General features: G+C 44.3%; 16 protein-coding genes. 13 read left to right on the top strand and 3 right to left on the bottom strand.

The features are described from left to right. Positions 1-51: 51 nt before the first annotated feature. The 5 genes from ISALK_RS06890 (at position 52) to ISALK_RS06870 (ending at position 5,276) form a co-directional block, all read left to right on the top strand. The gene (locus ISALK_RS06890; RefSeq protein WP_245394409.1) at positions 52-651 is read left to right on the top strand and encodes a kynureninase/PvdN C-terminal domain-containing protein; all 600 of its coding nucleotides are present in this window, start codon (positions 52-54) and stop codon (positions 649-651) included. Positions 652-889: 238 nt separating this feature from the next. Continuing rightward, the gene (locus ISALK_RS06885) at positions 890-1,534 is read left to right on the top strand and encodes a PHP-associated domain-containing protein (protein ID WP_160720532.1); all 645 of its coding nucleotides are present in this window, start codon (positions 890-892) and stop codon (positions 1,532-1,534) included. Between the two features lie 17 nt (positions 1,535-1,551). Then, positions 1,552-2,646: an ABC transporter substrate-binding protein gene (locus ISALK_RS06880; protein ID WP_160720529.1), complete on the top strand. Its 1,095-nt coding sequence runs from the start codon at positions 1,552-1,554 to the stop codon at positions 2,644-2,646. Then, entirely contained in the window at positions 2,639-4,303 is a 1,665-nt protein-coding gene (locus tag ISALK_RS06875; protein ID WP_160720525.1) for an ABC transporter permease, read from the top strand. The genes ISALK_RS06880 and ISALK_RS06875 overlap by 8 nt, the downstream gene beginning before the upstream one ends. A gap of 1 nt (position 4,304) precedes the next feature. Then, entirely contained in the window at positions 4,305-5,276 is a 972-nt protein-coding gene (locus ISALK_RS06870; RefSeq protein ID WP_160720523.1) for an ABC transporter ATP-binding protein, read from the top strand. Positions 5,277-5,332: 56 nt separating this feature from the next. Here ISALK_RS06870 and ISALK_RS06865 read toward each other — a convergent pair whose 3' ends face one another. Beyond that, positions 5,333-5,827, bottom strand: a complete 495-nt coding sequence (locus tag ISALK_RS06865; protein WP_160720521.1) for a nuclear transport factor 2 family protein — start codon at positions 5,825-5,827, stop codon at positions 5,333-5,335. A 238-nt stretch (positions 5,828-6,065) separates the two neighbouring features. On the opposite strand from ISALK_RS06865, the gene ISALK_RS06860 reads away from it, so the two are divergent. The 7 genes from ISALK_RS06860 to abc-f all read left to right on the top strand — a co-directional run bounded on the left by ISALK_RS06860 (position 6,066) and on the right by abc-f (position 13,601). Next, the gene (locus ISALK_RS06860; protein ID WP_160720519.1) at positions 6,066-6,773 is read left to right on the top strand and encodes a flavodoxin family protein; all 708 of its coding nucleotides are present in this window, start codon (positions 6,066-6,068) and stop codon (positions 6,771-6,773) included. A 146-nt stretch (positions 6,774-6,919) separates the two neighbouring features. Then, positions 6,920-7,840 carry an alpha/beta hydrolase gene (locus ISALK_RS06855; RefSeq protein ID WP_160720517.1) on the top strand — a complete coding sequence of 307 codons (921 nt, stop codon included), beginning with the start codon at positions 6,920-6,922 and terminating at the stop codon, positions 7,838-7,840. A gap of 414 nt (positions 7,841-8,254) precedes the next feature. After that, on the top strand, positions 8,255-9,073 hold the full coding sequence (locus ISALK_RS06850; protein WP_160720515.1) for an alpha/beta fold hydrolase: 819 nt from the start codon (positions 8,255-8,257) through the stop codon (positions 9,071-9,073). Between the two features lie 158 nt (positions 9,074-9,231). After that, on the top strand, positions 9,232-9,831 hold the full coding sequence (locus ISALK_RS06845) for a GNAT family N-acetyltransferase (protein ID WP_160720513.1): 600 nt from the start codon (positions 9,232-9,234) through the stop codon (positions 9,829-9,831). A gap of 525 nt (positions 9,832-10,356) precedes the next feature. After that, on the top strand, positions 10,357-10,740 hold the full coding sequence (locus ISALK_RS06840) for an FMN-binding protein (protein ID WP_160720511.1): 384 nt from the start codon (positions 10,357-10,359) through the stop codon (positions 10,738-10,740). Between the two features lie 196 nt (positions 10,741-10,936). Continuing rightward, a complete protein-coding gene (locus ISALK_RS06835; RefSeq protein WP_160720509.1) occupies positions 10,937-11,416 on the top strand; it encodes a flavodoxin domain-containing protein in 480 nt (159 codons plus the stop codon). A gap of 238 nt (positions 11,417-11,654) precedes the next feature. Further along, on the top strand, positions 11,655-13,601 hold the full coding sequence (abc-f, locus tag ISALK_RS06830) for a ribosomal protection-like ABC-F family protein (RefSeq protein WP_160720507.1): 1,947 nt from the start codon (positions 11,655-11,657) through the stop codon (positions 13,599-13,601). Positions 13,602-13,640: 39 nt separating this feature from the next. Here abc-f and ISALK_RS15045 read toward each other — a convergent pair whose 3' ends face one another. Then, entirely contained in the window at positions 13,641-15,038 is a 1,398-nt protein-coding gene (locus ISALK_RS15045) for a Na+/H+ antiporter NhaC family protein (RefSeq protein ID WP_160720505.1), read from the bottom strand. Positions 15,039-15,153: 115 nt separating this feature from the next. Further along, positions 15,154-15,471: an antibiotic biosynthesis monooxygenase family protein gene (locus ISALK_RS06820; protein ID WP_160720503.1), complete on the bottom strand. Its 318-nt coding sequence runs from the start codon at positions 15,469-15,471 to the stop codon at positions 15,154-15,156. A 589-nt stretch (positions 15,472-16,060) separates the two neighbouring features. Between ISALK_RS06820 and ISALK_RS06815 the strand changes: the two genes are divergently transcribed. Next, the gene (locus ISALK_RS06815) at positions 16,061-19,054 is read left to right on the top strand and encodes a transglycosylase domain-containing protein (protein ID WP_160720501.1); all 2,994 of its coding nucleotides are present in this window, start codon (positions 16,061-16,063) and stop codon (positions 19,052-19,054) included. The last annotated feature ends 11 nt before the right edge of the window (positions 19,055-19,065 follow it).

Raw genomic sequence — 19,065 nt, 5'->3', positions numbered from 1 at the left:
GGAAACAAAGCGAAGGAAGTTTTTTACATATATCAACAATTTGAAGAGGGTTTGGATTTTGCTGTGTGGTGCTCCTACAAATACCTAAACGGCGGACCCGGGGCAACGGCGGGACTGTATATCAACAAAAAGCACTTTGGAAAATCCGCAGGACTGAAGGGCTGGTTCGGCAGCAAGGATGAAAGTCAGTTTCTGATGAACCATGATTTTCACCAGGACAAGGATGCAAACGGATTTCTTCTTGGCACCCACAGTCTTCTTGCCATGGCTCCCCTTGAAGGAGCTTTAAACATTTTCAACGAGGCGGGGATGGACCGGATACGGGAAAAATCCCTTCGTCTTACCGAGTATCTGATGTATTTGATTGACCGAAAACTCTCCCGGTACGGCTATGCTATCGGAAACCCCAGAGAGGAACACCGCCGGGGAGGTCATGTTTCTTTAGAGCACGAGGAGGCCTACCGCATCAGCCTGGCCCTTAGGGATCATCACGTCATCCCCGACTACCGAGAGCCCAATGTCCTGAGACTTGCACCGGTGGCTCTTTATAACACTTACGAAGAGGTGTATAAACTGGTGGAGATTCTGGAATTTATCGTCAGTAAGAAAGTGTATGAAAACTATGATCTGGAAAGGGTTACCGTGCTTTAATAAATCGGTGAACCAAAGGAGAACCAAAGGGGACGGAGGTATTCGGTAGATCATGTACCGAATACCTCCGTCCCCTTTGGTTCCTTTGGTTCACGTCCCCTTTGATTCCTTATATTCAAATATAGGACTATAGCATAGGAAACCTAGAAATCATTCAAATCTATTATTTTACTTAAGGAATACCGAAATATATAATGAAAAGGTACAGTTGATGAGCGAAAACCATGGAGGTGTTTGGATGATTATCGATATGCATATCCACGAGCAAACCTATTCCTTTGACAGCTTTATGAAGCTGGGGGATATTATAGAAAAAAGCAAAGCCATGGGCCTGGATGGAGTTTGTATTACGGATCACGATAGCAACGGTCTACGAAGCTTTGCGGAGGAAATGTCTGAGAAAACTGGATTTCCCGTATTTGTTGGGGCAGAAATTCTCACCTTTGAAGGAGATATTCTGGTATTTGGGGTGGATAAGCTTCCGGAGAAAAAACTTCATGCCCACGAACTGCTTCAATACGTACATAAGGAAGGTGGCGTAATGATCAGTGCTCATCCCTACAGAAAAAACAATCGGGGAATGGAGGACGGGGTTCGAAGCAAGATCGCCCTGGATGGTATTGAAGGTTTAAATGGAAGCACTCCGGAAGAGCTAAATTTAAAAGCCTGCGATGCCGGGATATATAAAAACATTCCTGTTTTTGGAGGAAGTGACGCCCACCGATTGGACCGCGTTGGGAAATATGCCACAAAATTTCCGAAGAACATCACTAGGATGGAGGAGCTTGTAGCAGCAATAAAAGAAGGAAACACGAAACCGGTTTATTATGATGAAGGAATTTACCGGGAGTTTCAATATCAACGCTTATTAAAAGCAGTTTAAAAAGGAGGAAGATCAAAATGAGAAAACTGGGACTTGCAGTACTTATTTTAATGTTAATGTTTTCACTAATCGCCTGTGGTCAGGAGGAAGAGCCGGAAGAATCGGAAGATCCGGGCGAAGCAGTGGAAAATGAGGAGGAAACCGCCGAAGGCGATGGAGAAGAGGAAGCGGTGGAAGAAAAGCCCTTTGAAGGAACGGTATTAGAGGTTTCGGTTGCCTATGGAGGCGCCGAGGATTCCTTTGAACAGTTTACAGAGGAGACCGGTATTGAAATTGAGTGGGTAAGCCTATCCACCGGTGCAAAATTATCACAACTGCAGGCAGAAGAAGGAGAAACCACAACGGATATATGGTTTGGCGGTGGTGTAGACAGCTATTTTAATGCTCGGGATTTAGGATATTTACACCAGTATGAATCGCCGGAATTCGAAAATATCGACCCGAAGTATTTAGATCCTGAAGGCTATTTTGGAGCGTTATCCCTGGTGCCCTTCGGTTTTATCGTCAATGAAGATCTGATAGAAGATTTGGAACTGGATATGCCGTCAAATTGGGAAGATCTTAGGGATTCACAGTATAGTGGAGAGATTATTATGGCAGATCCCAGTATTTCGGGAGGACAATATGCAATACTCAGCAGTCTCATTCAAGTGATGGGGGAAGATGAAGCTTGGGATTACTGGGAAGCGGTAAATGAAAATGTGGACTTCTATGCCCAAAGCGGAGGCGAACCTCAACAAAAAGTTGCTGCGGGAGAGTTTGCTATCGGGCTTACCGCCATTCATGGACAAACCTTCGGTTTAATGGAAACCGCGCCAGTGGCGGCTTTATTCCCGGAGGAGCACATTCCCTGGATTCCTGCTCCAATCGCTATTTTCGAGAACTCTGAGAATAAGGAAGCAGCAAAGGTTTTCGTAGACTGGTATCTTTCAGAGCACGGACAGACCATTTTGATGGAAGCGGATGCCAGAATTATGGCTAATGAAAACGTAGCCCCACCGGAAGAAATGGACACGTTGAATATGGAGCAGCTCATTGATTTTGACTTAGAAGAAATGGGTAGAGAAAGAGAGAACATTTTAGATCGATGGAAGGATGTCATTGGTGAATAGGATATTTAAGAAGGAAAGGGATGCTGCAAGCTCCTTTTCCTTCGACTTCTTTTTTGAAAAAGCGGTGATTCTTCTGTTGGCCGGTGCTTTTTTGCTTTTTATTCTCTATCCGATTTTCACTGTAGTTCTCAAAAGCCTTACAAAGGATGGGACCTGGTCCCTGGATCATTATCGAAGCCTGGTGACCCCAAGAAATTTAGAATTGATCCGCAACAGTGTTTTTGTAGCTACCCTGTCATCGGTGATTGCTACGGTACTGGCGTTTTGTGTCGGCATTTTTGCTCATTTTAAAGGGGTTTTAGTGCGAAAAGGAATCTACCGGGGATTAATGATGACCATGATTTCGCCGCCGTTCATTTCCGCCATCGCACTGATTACGCTGTTCGGACGCAGGGGATTGATCAGTTACGGGATTTTTGGCGCCACATTAAATCCTTACGGCTGGCACGGTATCGTACTGCTTCAAAGTCTAAGCGGGGTATCTCTTTCGGCGATGATGATGATGACGGGTTTCGCACAAATTGACAATCGATTGATTTTAGCCTCCCGGGATCTAGGGGCCGATGCTTGGCATACAATTCATAAAGTCCTGTTACCCTCCATGGTTCCCACTATATTCTCCGTTTTGTTTTTGCAGTTTACCATGAATATTTCGGATTTCACAACACCGATTATTATTGGCGGTCGCTTTCGGGTGCTGGCTACGGAAGCCTATCTTCAGGTATATGCCCAGGGGAACTTAAACGGGGCGGCAGCCATGGCCATGCTTTTGTTGCCTCCGGCTATGATAGCCTTTTATTTCTATCGAAGTAATATGAGAAAGGTCCAAACCCTATCGGAGCGATCCAAGGTTTTGGACAGAGAGTCCATCCACTTTCAATTGCCCCAAATCCTACAATGGGTTACGGCCTCGATTACGATTGCTTTTTTTCTCATTAATCTGGTGCAGTACGGCAATATTTTTCTCACCGCTTTTTCAAGAAATGTATCAGGAAGTATCGTGTTCACGCTGGATCACTGGGGAGTTTTTCAGAGCAGACATGTGGATGCACTGATTCGAACAATCTATATGGCTGTAACCGCGAGTTTTTTCGCCACGGTATCCGGCATGCTTCTTTCCTATTATCATCAAAGACGAAAAATAAAAGGTTTCGGAGCATTAGAGTTTATCGGTTCGGTGCCCTATATCATTCCAGGAATATTTTTTGGTCTTTCCTATATTGTAGCTTTTCATCGGGGGCCAATTACTTTAACAGGAACCTTGTTGATTTTAATTTTAAACTGTACTTTTCGACATGTATCCGTGGGGAATAAAGCGGCGAACGCTGCATTTGAAAGTATGGATCATAAGTTGGAGTGGGCCTCTAACGATCTGGGAGCATCGAAGGTACGAACCTTGATTACCGTTGTATTCCCCATACTGAGACCTACATTTTTAGTAAGCTTTATTAATGCCTTTACCGCATGTATGACTACGGTGGGCCCCTTAATGCTCTTGGTTTCTCCGGGAAACCTGGTGACAAGCGTACTGATGTTTAATGAAATCAACAGCGGTCGTTACGGACAGGGGGCAGTTATGGGAAGCATGCTTATTTTGATCACTTTCAGTGTGAATTTGTTTGCGATTCATTTATTAAATCGGGAAAAGAGGAATTAAAATGATATTGGAACTACGAAATATTACCAAAATCTATGAAGAAGACAAAGGGGTCAAAAATTTCAATTTAACAGTGAAAAAAGGTGAGTTTGTAACGTTATTAGGACCCTCCGGTTGCGGAAAAACCACCACGTTAAATCTTATAGGTGGATTTTTAAAGCCGGATCAAGGCGAAATTCTTATTGAAAACCAAAAAATCAGCCACTTACCCCCGGAACAACGACCGGTGTCTACCGTGTTTCAAAACTATGCCTTATTTCCCCATATGTCTGTACTGGAAAACGTCGCCTATGGCATTCGATTTTTTAAAAAAATAAAAAAGAAAAAAGCCTTGGAAGAGGGAAAAGAGTTTGTTCGGCTAGTAGGTCTGGAGGGCTATGAACATACGGGAATTGGAACTCTTAGCGGTGGACAGCAGCAAAGGGTTGCACTGGCACGTTCCATTGCCACCGGGGCAAAGGTGCTATTATTGGATGAGCCCCTCAGTAATTTGGACGTAGCCCTGCGCACCCGTTTGCGCAGGGAGCTTAAGGAGCTTCAGCGTGAAACCGGTGTCACGATGATTTTTGTTACCCACGATCAAGGGGAGGCCCTAAGCCTTTCAGACCGCATAGTCGTGATGGATCATGGAACCATCGTGCAGACGGGAACTCCGGAAGAGGTTTATTACCACCCCCAAAGTCCTTATGTTGCAAATTTCGTGGGCAAGTCCAATCAGTTCACCGACAATAAAGGAAGAGCCTATTTTGTTCGGCCGGAAGATATTCGATTAATAAAAAATACCGGGGGAAATTATCGAATTCAAGAAATGATGTTTCTAGGCCATGAAACGGAAGTGGTTCTTGATGACGGAAATCAGCGGGTGGAGGTCATCCTTTCCGGAAAGGATAGCCGGGACTATGCATACGGGGATCGGGTAGATATAGATGAACCAAAGAGTGAACCAAAAGGGACGGAGGTGTTCGGTAGATGATCTACCGAACACCTCCGTCCCCTTTGGTTCGTCCCCTTTGGTTTGCATTTTTTTCACTAGAACTTAATGCTGATGGTGTTGATTTTCTCGCTTTTCCGTGCCAGGGCCTCTTTAATGGGATAGGATTCCCCTTCTTCATGGGAATCCGTGGGGAGTGAAAGGTGCTTTGTTATGATTTTAATTTCGTTATCAACTTCATGGAGAACCACAGTCATGCGAAGATTTTGAAACTCCATTTCTTCACCCATGACGTTAAAGTAAACATCCATAGAAGCCTGGAAAATTGCAGTGGTATTATTTAGAAGCTGCATTTCTCTTCTTCGATAAATTTTTTTAATGGGGGTATTGACGGTTTCCAAATCACGCTTAAAAATTGCGAGGCCTTCATCTTTATTATAGACCTGCTCATCAAGTCCTGTGCCGCATCCGTAGAAGCTCTCGGCTAAATAGGAAGCAATTTTTTTTAGATCTCTTTTCTGAAAATAAGATTCCAGATAGTCCTCTATAACAGCATTGAACTTATCTGCCGATTCAATTGAAAGTAGAGCCATGATTTACCCTCCTTTATAGGGATTTCTTATTTATAATTATATCATAAAGAAAGAGGGTGGCAATAATATATTTTCACATTTTAGAATTATCTGAAATCCGCCTTCGGGCGGAGAAAGGATGGTACCCTAAGCCCCTTCTGAAAGACAATTTACCGGTATATAATAAATTCAAAGAGTTGTAAGGATTTCCGGTTATAATATTTATTTCATGGGAAAAAATCCGGGAGAGTGAGTTCGTATGAAAATCACCGTTATTTATGCAACACCACGAAAAGGGAAGTCCAGCACATATAATATAGCACAGCAGTTTATCAGTTCTTTATCGGAAGGTGATGCTGTTAAAGAATTTTTCCTGCCAAAAAGCATGCCGGAATTTTGCCGAGGATGTTATGAATGCTTTGAGGACCAGACAAAATGTCGGGATTATGAGTATTTAGATCCTATAGTACAGGCGATGGTGGAGGCGGATTTGCTTATTTTTACCGCACCGGTTTATGTGTATCATGTTCCCGGGCAGGTAAAAGCTTTTCTCGATCATTTTGCATACCAGTGGATGGCCCATCAGCCAAGAAAGGAAATGTTCAGTAAGCAGGCTCTTCTCATTTCCACCGCAGCAGGTGCAGGTACCAAGTCAACACTAAAAGATTTAAAAAACAGCATGGATTTTTGGGGAGTTGCCAAGACCTATACCTTCGGAAGAAACACCCATGCCGTAGACTGGAATAGTGTGGATGAGAAAAGAAAATTGAAGTTTAAAAAGGAGATTACCAGACTCAGCAGGAAAATTAAAAAGGAAAGCGAAAATGTACAACCCCGTCTTAAGGTAAAAGGGATATTTCATTTAATGAGATTTATGCATAAGAGGTTTAAATTTAATCCTACCGATGTTAAGCACTGGGAATCCTTCGGCTGGCTTGAGAAGAATAGACCGTGGGGGCGAGAATGAATAGGCTATCGGGGAAAAAACTAAGTTCGGTAGTATGGAAACTGAAGTGCCAAAACCATCTTAAGGATGGTAAGGGATCAGTCTTAGGACGGTTATTATATGTAAGAAAAAAAGTATAATGAAAGAAAAATGAAGGAGGATGGGAAGTGAGTCTAAAACTGTCAGGTTCTGTGAAGTTTTATGAGGAATTGGAGCATTACCGGATTGCAGAGGGTATTCAGTTATATACCCGAACGGTTACGGGAATAAAGGCTGCTTCAAAGAAAGAAAAAGGGAAAACCGCCATATATATTCATGGTGGAGGCTCCGGCGGAAATCACACCATGCTTCTTCGTCCGGGAAAATGGTTGATTGAGCAGGGTCTGTTTAACAAAGTAATTCTTCCCGATCGAAGGGGAGAGGGCCTTAGCACGCCTCTTAAGGAAAAACTCACATTAAAGGATCATGCAAAGGATATGAAGGGACTCTTGGACACCCTGGGAGTTGCTGAGAAGGTTACGGCAATCGGCATTTCCTACGGCGGACCCATTGCCTTGGAGCTTGCAGCTATGGATGAACGGATCGATGAAGTTATCCTTATGGCCTCCTCTCCCTCCTTAAAAGAAGTTAAGGGGCTGCAGGGTTTTTTGTATCGGCACGGTTTACTAGAAAAAATAACCGAGAGCTTTTACAAGAAAAATCTTGGAAAGCTTCCCATGGAGTATCCTGATTTTGAAGGGGTCTATGACCTAAGAAGCAACCGAGAACTGACCAAATATTTTATGGATGCCATGAAAAAAACCGATCCGGCGCAGATGGAGAGCCTGATGCTGCAAAACGCCTCTACCCTGGATAAGGAAAACAACGGAATTGGGAATGCTTTTACCTCGGATCTCCCCATTTATCAAGTAATCGGTACTAGGGACGAGATTTGGGAAACGGATCTGAAAGATTATCAAGACCGCTTCCCGAACATCAAAAGCTTTCATATTCCGGGGGAGAAGCATAAGGGCGTGATTCTAAACGCAGCCCCTTTTTATGAAGGATTAAAGACCATTTATAACTGGGAGGGAAGGGCCTGTTCATAGGTCGTCTCCCAGGAAAAAAAGCCGGGAGGCGCGCCGGTGTTATTGAGAATAACGGGAGGTACTCTGATGAAGGTGATATCGACCGATTAATTACAGCACTGCTTGTTAGAAAAATGATTGTAAAGAATATCTATGGTAATAAAGATGGATCGATGAAGGCCGTATATCAAAATCTTGTAGATAGAGACTTATTAAAACCCTTATAAAGCCACAAAAGTACCGACGCCCGATGAGGTAAAAGTAATGAAAGTTTTTGTAAAAATAAAAATATAAATTGTTTGATAATTATTTGGCAGGGTAAAAAAGGAACAACTATATGAGCGCCGACCCTTCGCGGTCGGTTGTTTTTTGCTACAACACATAAAAGCCAGGCTCCCCGGGGATAAAATCATTATATTGGAAGGAGGGAAAGCAATGATATACAAATCAAAATACGGAGAGATTTACTACGAGTTCAGCGGGCCCGAAGGCGCACCGGTGCTTGCACTGTGTCATGGTGTAGGCATGGATCACAAAACCTTTGAAAAGCAAGTAAAAGCCCTGGAAAAAGAATACCGGGTGATTGTATGGGATATGCCGGGCCATGGCCGTTCAACCATGGCAAAGCATGATATGCGTTTTACCCTGATGGCAGCGGATTGTCTGGTGGAGTTACTGGATGAGACCGGGACAGATCGTGCGGTATTAGGAGGCCTTTCCCTCGGCAGTTTTGTGATTCAACATGTGCTATGCAAACACCCGGAAAGAGTGATTGCCACGGTTCATATCGGTGGACTTCCCTTGCACCCGAAATACAGCAGTCTCCTGAAACCGGCTTTTAGTATGACCGGTTCTATGAAAATCATGCCGGATAAGATGTTTTACCGTTCCTTGGCTAAGCACAGGACCAATACTTTGGAAGCCCGAAGGTACATGGAGAATGTGGTTTCAAAAACAGGAAAGGATATGATACTGAAGATTACCAAGGATATGGGTGAAGATATGCTTGAAGGGGTCCCGGCACCACCGGACAAACCGCTATTGATCACCTACGGGGAAGATGATATATATACCCGAAGGCTTTCAAAAAAATGGCATAAGCGGATCCCGGGAAGCCAACGAGGGGTTATCCCTAAGGCCAACCATATTGCCAATCAGGACAATGATACGGAGTTTAACAAAATATTGCTTGCTTTTTTGGAAACAATCGAAAACATACATTGTAAAACAGAAAATATAAAACAGACAATATAATACAGAAATTATTAACGCTGTATTTACTCTGAAATACGCATACAGGGCTATTTCAACTGATAAGAGACCGGCTATGGAAAATCAGATCTTTTAATGTTTTACGAGCACGTGTAATGGTTTGGGCTGGCTCCGGACAATGGGAAAGGAGGGTTTGGCAAATGGAACTGGTCATTAGATTAGAAGAAGGAAAGGATTATCAAAAGGTCGAATTTCTTACAAGGGAAGCCTTCTGGGATCTTTATGGACCGGGCTGTGACGAGCATTTAATCGTACATAACTTGAGAAAATCACCGGCCTTTGTGAAAGAGCTCAGTTATGTGATATGTGACCGCAAGCAGATTATCGGCAATGTCATTTATACCTTGGCGAAAGTCCGCAGTGAAAATAAGCAGGAGCATGAGGTTTTATGCATGGGGCCAATCAGCGTATTACCGGAGTATCAAAGAAAAGGCATTGGTTCCAGACTGTTGGAAGAAACCCTGAAAAAAGCTAAGGACATGGGATATAAGGGGGTCGTGATCTTCGGCAATCCCAGATATTACGGGCGGTTTGGATTTGAAAATGCGAAAAAGTACAATATACAAACCGATACAGGAGAAAATTTTGATGAATTCATGGCATTGGAATTACAGGAAGAGGGACTAGGGGGGATCCAGGGAAGATTCCATATTGATAAGGCCTTTGAGGTAAACGAGGAGGAGCTTTTAGCCTTTGAAAAGGGGTTTCCTTATAAAGAGAAAAACTTTAGAGAAAAGTAATGTTTATATATGCGGACTTTTGCAGTGCCATCCCTTTTTCCAACACCCTGGAAGGATTGATTAACATGAAGCCGGGGTTTCGGAAAGATAAATATTTTGGGTAATTCAGCAGGGTCAGCTACTATGATATAGGACGTTGGTATAGGGAGGAGCTGATGAGCGGAGGCTCCTATTTTAAAGGATATCGCCAAAGAATGTTCAACAATATGTTGAGCATTTCTTCCCGGGCTCTTGCAGTTTATCGTGCGTTGGAAAAACTGGGCAAGTCCTCGGCAGAAGTATGGGAACTATGCCATACAGTCCTTGAATTACCACGGGCACAGATCCCTTAAAGCAAAAAACGGTTCATGAGTACGCTATGAAACTCGGCATTCAGAGACCATTGGACGATTTTCTTTACGGGAGTTGGAGGCGTGATTGACCATAATCAATGCGGGAAACGTTATTTAAAATATCGAAAGAATCGAAAGAGTTGTTCGGTTTGTATTAGCAAAAAATAGATTTAGAGAAAGGAAAGATAAAAAAATGAAAAAATGGAAAAAGGTGCTGATCGGTGCAGGTCTGGTCGTGGGTGTTGTCGGTCTGGTTATGTTGTTTTTCGTAACGAGAGGTTTAGACGAGGGGAAAGCCCTTGTAATCCATGAAGTGAACCTTCAAAACCTGGAGGACGGAATCTATCCGGGAGAGTATGATGGGGTAAGATGGAAAAACGAGGTCGAGGTTGAGGTCCTGGACGGAAAGATCCAAAGCATTCGCTTAGTGGATGGATTTGAAATGAAGAAGGTTAAAAAAGAGATCTATGAAAAGGTAATAGAGCATCAAAGTCTAGAGGTGGAAGTGGTATCCGGTGCCACGGTGTCCAGCAAGGCCTATCTAAAAGCCATAGAAAATGCGTTGATCGGAGAGTAAGCCCTGAAAAGTAAAAGAAAATTAAAATAAGGAAGGAAATTGAATAGTGAGCCGAGAATCCCTGTTAACGGAGAAAACCCGGGAATTAGGAAATTTTAAAAAGCGAAAAAACTAAAAAGCGCAAAAACTAAAAAGCGATTAAGTTAAAAAGCGAAAAGTTAAAAATTATAGAAAAAAATAAAGGAGGAAGAAAAACATGGAAACATTAATTGCCTATTGTACAAAACACGGTGCAACGGAAAAAGCCGCCAAAAGCCTGGCTGAAAAAATCGAAGGGAATACGACGCTCATCAACCTGAAAGAGAGCAGCGCAAAATCCATCGACTTAACAAAGTTTGATACAATTGCTGTAGGCGGCTCCATTTATGCCGGAAGCATCCAAAAAGAGGTGCAGGAATTTTGCAGGGAAAATGAGGAGCTGTTGATAACGAAGAATCTCGGGATATTTATCTGCTGTGGAAATGAAGAACTGGCTGAGGACCAGTTATCCACGTCTTTTAAGGGGAAAATATACGATCTTGCCACGGCAAAGGGGTATTTTGGTTATGAGTTTGACTTTGAGAAGTTGAATTTTTTGTCGAGGTTTGTTGTGAAAAAAGTATCTAAGGTTAAGGAGAGCAAGTTTCGTATTAATGAAGAAAATATCCACGCCTTTGCCAAGGCACTGCAGGGTTAAAAACGAACCGGACCCAGGGACCCGTACCTGTATGCATATAATCCCGCCCAAACCTTTACCGTGCCAAGAGCCTGTCTGAATAAACCGGACAGGTTATTTTTTATCCTCCTTAAGACGGAGACAAACTCTACCCCAAGAGGGAGGGAAAAGTAGCCCTTGGACGGTTCTGAAAAGCGCCAATATAGTTTATCCTATTAACGACAGCATACATAGACTAAAATGAAAGTAGGGGAATAACATGTTTGAATTATCATTAAAGGGAATAAAGAAATACCTGGAGGGTCACCTCATCCTTAAAAATATCTCCTTTGACGTATACGCAGGGGAAAAAGTCGGAATCGTCGGGGAAAACGGCGGAGGGAAAAGCACCATATTAAAGCTGATTGCAGGAATTGAACCGATGCACTATTGGCCGGGATATCCTCAAACCTCCAGTCCGGGCTACGATGAGGGTCTGATTCATCTGCCAAACCGGGCGAGCGCTGCCTATCTACAGCAAATCCCGGATTACCCCGAGGGAGTTACAGTGATGGATGTGCTAAACCAAGCCTTTGAGGAAGTACGAGAACTTGAAACTAACATGCGTCAGCTGGAAAAATCGATGAAAGTGCTTGAAGGAGAGAAACTGCAAAAAGCGTTAAAGCAGTACAGCTCCTTAACAGAGGCCTACGAAGCAAAGGGCGGCTACCAAAGCGAGGAAAAGCTGCAAAAAATCATTACGGGCCTGCAATTTGATGACGGATTTTTACAAAAAGACTTTAGTATTTTAAGCGGGGGTGAAAAAACCACCGTGGTGCTGGGAAAGCTGTTGATTGACCAGCCGGATATTCTGCTGTTGGATGAGCCCACCAATCATCTGGATCTTCAGGCCATTCAGTGGTTAGAGGGTTATTTAAAGAACTACGACGGGATTGTCCTTGTGGTATCCCACGACCGCTACTTTTTAGATCATGTGGTGACAAAAATTGTGGAGGTGGAGGGCAAGAAGTCCATCACCTATAAAGGAAACTACTCCGCCTATGCGGCCCAGCGGGCGGAAAACCTCAGAATTCAATATGAGCAGTACTGTGAAGAACAAAAGAGAATCCGTGCCATGGAAGATCAGGTAAAACAGTTAAGAGACTGGGCCATTCGAGCGGATAACAATAAATTTTTTAAGCGGGCGGCAAGCATTCAAACAAAGCTCGAGAAAATGGACCGAATCCAAAAACCGGTGATGCAGAGGAAAAATATGCGACTGGATATTAACGGCAACGGAAGATCGGGAAAACAAACGATTTTGGCGGAGTCCCTGACCAAAGGATATGAGGAGAAAGAGATCTTCAAAAATACGGATCTCTTGATCTCCTATGGAGAAAAGGTGGCGTTGATCGGACCTAACGGCAGTGGTAAGACCACTTTTTTTAAAATGCTGTTAGGGGAGGAGCCGCCGGACCAGGGAAGCGTAAAAATAGGGGAGGGGGTACGGGCCGCCTACTTACCCCAGGAGGTGGCATTTCACAACGAGAATCTTACGGTGCTGGACTGTTTCAGGGAAGATCTTTTCATCGATGAGGGAAAGGCCAGGGAGTATTTGGCCAGGTTTATGTTTCAGGGAAACAGTGTGTTTGAAACGGTAAAGCATCTCTCCGGAGGCGAAAAAATCCGCTTAAAGCTTGCCCGGATGTTATATGAGGATATTAATCTGATCATACTGGATGAGCCAACCAACCACCTGGACATTGCCTCCATCGAAAGGTTCGAAGAAGTGCTGAAGAACTTTAAAGGAACGGTACTTTTTATCTCCCATGACCGCTATTTTATCAACGAGATTGCCCAGCGGTTGGTGGCGATTGAGAACAGGGGATTTACAAGCTATATTGGAAATTATGAGGAGTATAAAGCTATGAAAGATCAGGAAAGGAGAAAGGAGCAGGAAATGATCGAAATCCAAGAAAAACCCACAGGAAAGGCTAAAAAGAGCAAAAAGCTCGGACACCAGAAAAAGAGAAGAAATGGGGAACGGGAAAAAGCAAAACTGGAAGCCCTGGTGGAAAGGCTCGAAAGAGAAATCGCGGAAATTGATGAAGCCATGACAACCATCGGTTCCGATTATGAAAAGCTTTCTGAGCTATACGGGAAAAAGGAGACGCTAAATCAATCCATCGAAAAAACCATGGAGCAGTGGGCTACTTTAGAGGGATGAACCAAAGGGGAGGAACCAAAAGGGACGGAGGTATTTGAGTCATGATGACTCAAACACCTCCGTCCCTTTTGGTTCCTTAAGTTCATCCTTGATATTTTTTTGCTGAAAAAACTCATGGATAATATTGTACAAAGGAAGCAGCAAACACAAAAATGCATAGGGCAGGTAACTAAAGGTGCTGATTCCGATAATGGATACAATAGCGATGGCATTCACATTCCAAGGGATTAAGGGCACGGTTACCACGCTGGTATCTCCCAGGGTTCGGGACAGGTTCAGCCTGGTCAGTCCTTTTTCTTCAAAGGTTTCCGTTAAAAATCTTCCGGGGATAATAATCGCAAGGCTCTGATTGCAGGTCACAACATTTATGGAGAAAGCCAGCAAGGAGGTTTTCCCAGTTAGTTGCCCTGAGGTTTTCACCATGTTAGAAAAACTCCGGATCAGGGGTTTGATCCCTCCGGAATGCTCCAGGATCCCGCTAAAACCTGTGGAAAAAAGAATGACAAAAATTACATTGGTCATGGATAAAAAGCCGCCGCCGGAAATGACACTGTGCAGTTCGCCACTTTCAGGATGGAAACCAACTACCATAATTCTAAACAGTTCCGGTAAGCCCACTGTGCCGTTGAGTAAAAGTAGGAGTATCGTGGTGATTATACTAACAATCATGCCATATACAATTTTCACTTTCATCAGGGCGAGCAGGGTTAAAACAAGTACCGGTAGTAAATTGATAAAACCTAAACTAAAACTGCTGTCCAACAGATCTCTTATGACGGAGATCTTCTCCACATGGGTATTTCCAACATCATATCCCCGGCCGATGAAACCGTAAAGCAGAGCGGAAAGAAGAATCACGGGGCCAATGGTTTTCATACCGGCTTTGATATTATCAATTACCAAGGTACCGGTCATGGAGGCATTCAAATTTAAACTGCTGGATATGGGGGATATTCTGTCCCCGACGTAGATTCCGGAAACCAGGGCGCCGCCGATAATTCCTGCAGGAATCCCCAAAGTGGTTCCAATCTCCATAAAGGGCACACCTAAAACGCTTAAGGTTCCGATGGAGGTTCCCAGGATCAGGGAAAAAACACCGGTGATTATAAATATGGACAGCACCAGATTAAAGCTTAAAAGATGACTGAAGCCAAAATCCATTAAGCTTGCCATGGTACCGCTGGCCATCCATAAGGCCGACAATACCCCGATTAAGGACATGATCATCACAATAATCTTCGCATTTTTCACTCCCATTAAAATCATGGTAAGGGACTCTTTAAGGCTAAATCCCGACTTAAGGCAAAAGATTACCGATAAAACACTGCCGAATAACAGTCCGATTATGGCCGTGTTTAGAAAAAACACGCCTAGGCCGATTAGTATAAAGGTTGTAATTAAGATGATGATCGTATATTTTGGATTGATTGTTTTCACTGATGAGTAGCTCCTTATATGTAATGATTTCTTTACTAATACATAATAACAAAATACCAAGAGACTGTAAAAAAAATTCACAGTCCCCTGGTATTTTTTTCTGTTTTCTGGCTCATTATCCACCGGGTCGGATGGGTTTGGGGGCTACAGGCGAGGGGCCCCACACTTCTTTTTGAATATTTGTGGCTACAGTGTAGAGTTCTTCATTGACCTTTTGGACCTCTTCGTTAGCCTGCCAGTTGGCCCAGGCGTTCAAATCAGCAAATTCATGGGTTACAATAACCTGGAAATCGCCGGTAGTAGCACGGTACGATCGGAACTCTACGACCCCCGGGGCCTCTAGAGTTCTCTTTATGGCGGACTGGGCCCACTTTTCGTACTCTTCAGTCTTCGCAGGGTTGATATTCCATTTCATGACAGAGAGTACAGACATTTTTGCACCTCCTTTCTTTCAAAAATAAAACCGACCCTTTGGTCGGTTACGCTACTGGCTCCCCTCCGGTCATAAGCGTCCAAACGTAACCGGAAAATCATAGCTTCCACTTATTATTTTAAAATATTAATTTTGTAACATCTTTCTACCCATTTCCAGATTCAGTAAACATTTCATTGTTAACTCTATGACAAGTTTTTGCTATAAGGAGTATCATGTAATATGCCGAGTGAAAAGTTAAAGACCCGCCATTAATTGACAGGTCTATGCAAGTAAATGCCTATTTTCTTCAGCCGCTTATCATGTTTATTCCCTTTTTTTAAACAATCTCAAACGTTAACATTTCGTAGATTTAACCTAGATTATTAATATATGCCCTCTGAACCATTTCTTAAGCACTTACTATTCTACATGGGAAGACAGGATTTATACGAATATAGGGAATGTACTTGGTTCTTTGAGCTCCTTTTAGGCTATTTTATCTAGTTCTTTAGTCTTGAATTAGATTTTTTTATGAAAATCAGGGAATACATAATATATCAGAGCATAATTTAAAATTTTAAACCGTAATAATTAGGAGGAAAATTATATGTCATATACAAAAAACACCCGGGCACCGAAGGGGAAGAAGAAAAAAACCAAAGGGACGATTCTAAAAAGTTTCGGACTGATCATGATATTGCTGTTGATGGTAGCGGTAATTGTGGGAGGATACACTTTAAGCTTTGTACAAAGCGCCATCGATGACACTCCGGATATCGATCCGGAAAACATGTACAATTTGTTGGGGGAGAACTCTTTTATTTATGACAACGAAGGGAATCAGCTGGAGCGGATTGAACAGGAGGAACAGCGAATCATCGTGGATTACGCGGAAATCCCGGACCATGTGATTGATGCCTTTATTGCCATTGAGGACGCCCGTTTTTGGGAGCATGACGGACTGGATTTTCGCCGAATAGCGGGAGCCGCCTGGACCAATTTTCGAACCGGGTCCCAGCAGGGGGGAAGCACCATAACCCAGCAGCTGGCAAAGAACCTCTACTTGAGCCATGAGCAGACCTATACCCGAAAGATTCAGGATGCCTATTATGCGGTGAAAATCGAAAACATCCTGGCTAAGGATCAAATACTGGAAACCTATTTAAACACCATTAATCTGGGAGGGCAAAACTACGGGGTGGAAGCCGCCTCCCAGGCTTATTTTTCCAAATCCGTGTCGGAGCTGAATCTAGTGGAGGGAGCAACCCTGGCGGGAATCGCCCGGAATCCTTCCCGGTATTCTCCGGTTCGATACATTCCGGAAGAGGATGTCACGGAAGAGATGATCGTTTTGGATGAATCCGGGGATTACGTCATCATATTTGACGAACGAAGTGAGCCGAGACTCCGATTAGTACTGGAGATGATGAAAGAGCACGATTTTATTACGGAAGAGGCGTACCGGGAGGCCTTAGAAGATGCAGAGGATCTTCACAGCTCCATTGAGCCCGGTCGTTATGAGGATTTGGGGATCTCTTCCCATTTTGCGGATTTGGTACAGGATGAAGTGAAAGAAGCGCTGGTTGAAGAGGGCTACACCGAAGAAGAAGCCACGAGAATGCTTGGCTTTGGCGGACTTCGGGTACACAGCACCCTGGACCGGGAAATGCAGGAAATTACGGAAGAGGAATTCAACAACCGGGATAATTTCCCGAAGAATGTAGTGGATGATGACGGCAATCTGGTGCGGGATGAACAGGGTAATGTACAGCCTCAGGGGGCCATGGTGATTTCTGACCCTGAAAGCGGAAAGATTAAGGCCTTTATGGGCGGTCGGGAAACTTCCGGCAGACGAATATTTAACCGGGCGACGGGACGGGGAAGACCCACCGGTTCCAGTATCAAGCCCTTAGCCGCATACATTCCTGCCTTGGACAATGACCATACACCGGCCAGTGTCATTGATGATACTCCTGTGTATTTTAGGCATGGAGAGCCCGACGAACCCCACCCGAGAAATGTGGGGAACACAGGGTATTTAGGACTGATTAATCTTCGGGAAGGGATTCGAATATCCAGCAACGTAACCGCAACCATATTACTGGATGAACTGGCTCCAACACGGGGAGGTTCCGTGGAGGTTATGACGGAATATCTAAATGATATGGGCATTCATCTTCATACCTATGACTATTCCTCGGTGTTGGGTTCCGGAGACACTTCTCCCTATGCCATGAACCGAGCTTTTAATACGGTTGCCAACGAAGGGGTTTATAGTGATTTAATATCCTTTACCCATGTGGAGGATGCTGAAGGAAACGTGATTTTGGAAAACGAACCGGAAACAGACCGGGTGGTGGATCCTGATGTGGCCTACTTGATGACGGATATTATGCGTCATGCGGTGACCCCGGAAAATGAGGGGTATGGTTGGCAGGCAGCGATCCGGGAAGATAATGAAGGCATCCCCGTGGCAGGAAAAACCGGGACTTCCCAGGAGCAGAGGGACGCTTGGTTTGTAGGCTATACCCCTTATCTGTCCGCAGCCACGTGGATCGGTTTTGATTTATACGATGAAAACTTAGGAACAAGCAGTGTCATTTCTGCAGAGCTGTGGTCAAAAATTATGGGCCGAATCCATGAGGAGATGGATTATGAAGACAAAGACTTTGATCGTCCCGATAATATTATTGAAGTGGAAATCTGCGAAACTTCAGGGAAACTGCCTACAGAGCTCTGCGAAGAGGATCCCAGAGGCTCCCAGGTAACCACGGAACTGTTTATCGAAGGCACGGAGCCCATGGAGGAATGCGATGCTCATGAATTAGTTGAAATTCATGAACCCACGGGAACCCTTGCCACGGATGAAACCCCCTCGGATGAAATCGAGGAACGACTCTACATTGTTCCCCCGGAGCCCTATGATCCCGATGACCATGACGGTATTGAACCAAGGGATTATCAGTACCGAAAGCCTTCAAGCTATGAGGACCGGGAAACCTACGATCCCGGTGAGCATGGTGAGGGATCCATAAGTGTACGGTATATGGAAGTGGATGAAGACGGCGAGATCATCGGCACCCTTCGGGATACAGAAGAAACGGAAAGCGGTCGGATCGGCACAGGATACAGCACCCGGCAAAGGTCCTTTGAAGGTTATGAGTTTGTTGGCATCGATCCCTCGGGAGCTCCAAGGGAAGGCACCATTGAGGAGGGCACCCAGCGGGTAACCTATCTATATCGTGCGGAGGAAGAGGAAGAACCGGAACCGCCGGAAGATGACGACGAAGGTGATGACGGCGACGATGGTGATGACGGCGACGATGATGAAAACGGCGACGATGATGAAAACGGCGACGATGATGAAAACGGCGACGAGGATGAAAACGGCGACGAGGATGAAAACGGCGACGAGGATGAAAACGGCGACGATGATGATGACGGCGACGAGGATGAAAACGGCGACGAAGGTGATGACGGCGACGAGGATGAAAACGGCGACGAAGGTGATAACGACGACGATGATGGTAACGGCGACGACGAGGATGATAACGACGACGACGAGGATGACGGCAACGAAGATGATAACGGCAACGAATAAAGTAGCAAGTA

Source organism: Isachenkonia alkalipeptolytica, assembly GCF_009910325.1.
Lineage (GTDB): Bacteria > Bacillota > Clostridia > Peptostreptococcales > T1SED10-28 > Isachenkonia > Isachenkonia alkalipeptolytica.
The sequence above is the reverse complement of the archived record's forward strand: the minus strand, read 5'-3'. Positions and strand labels throughout refer to the sequence as shown.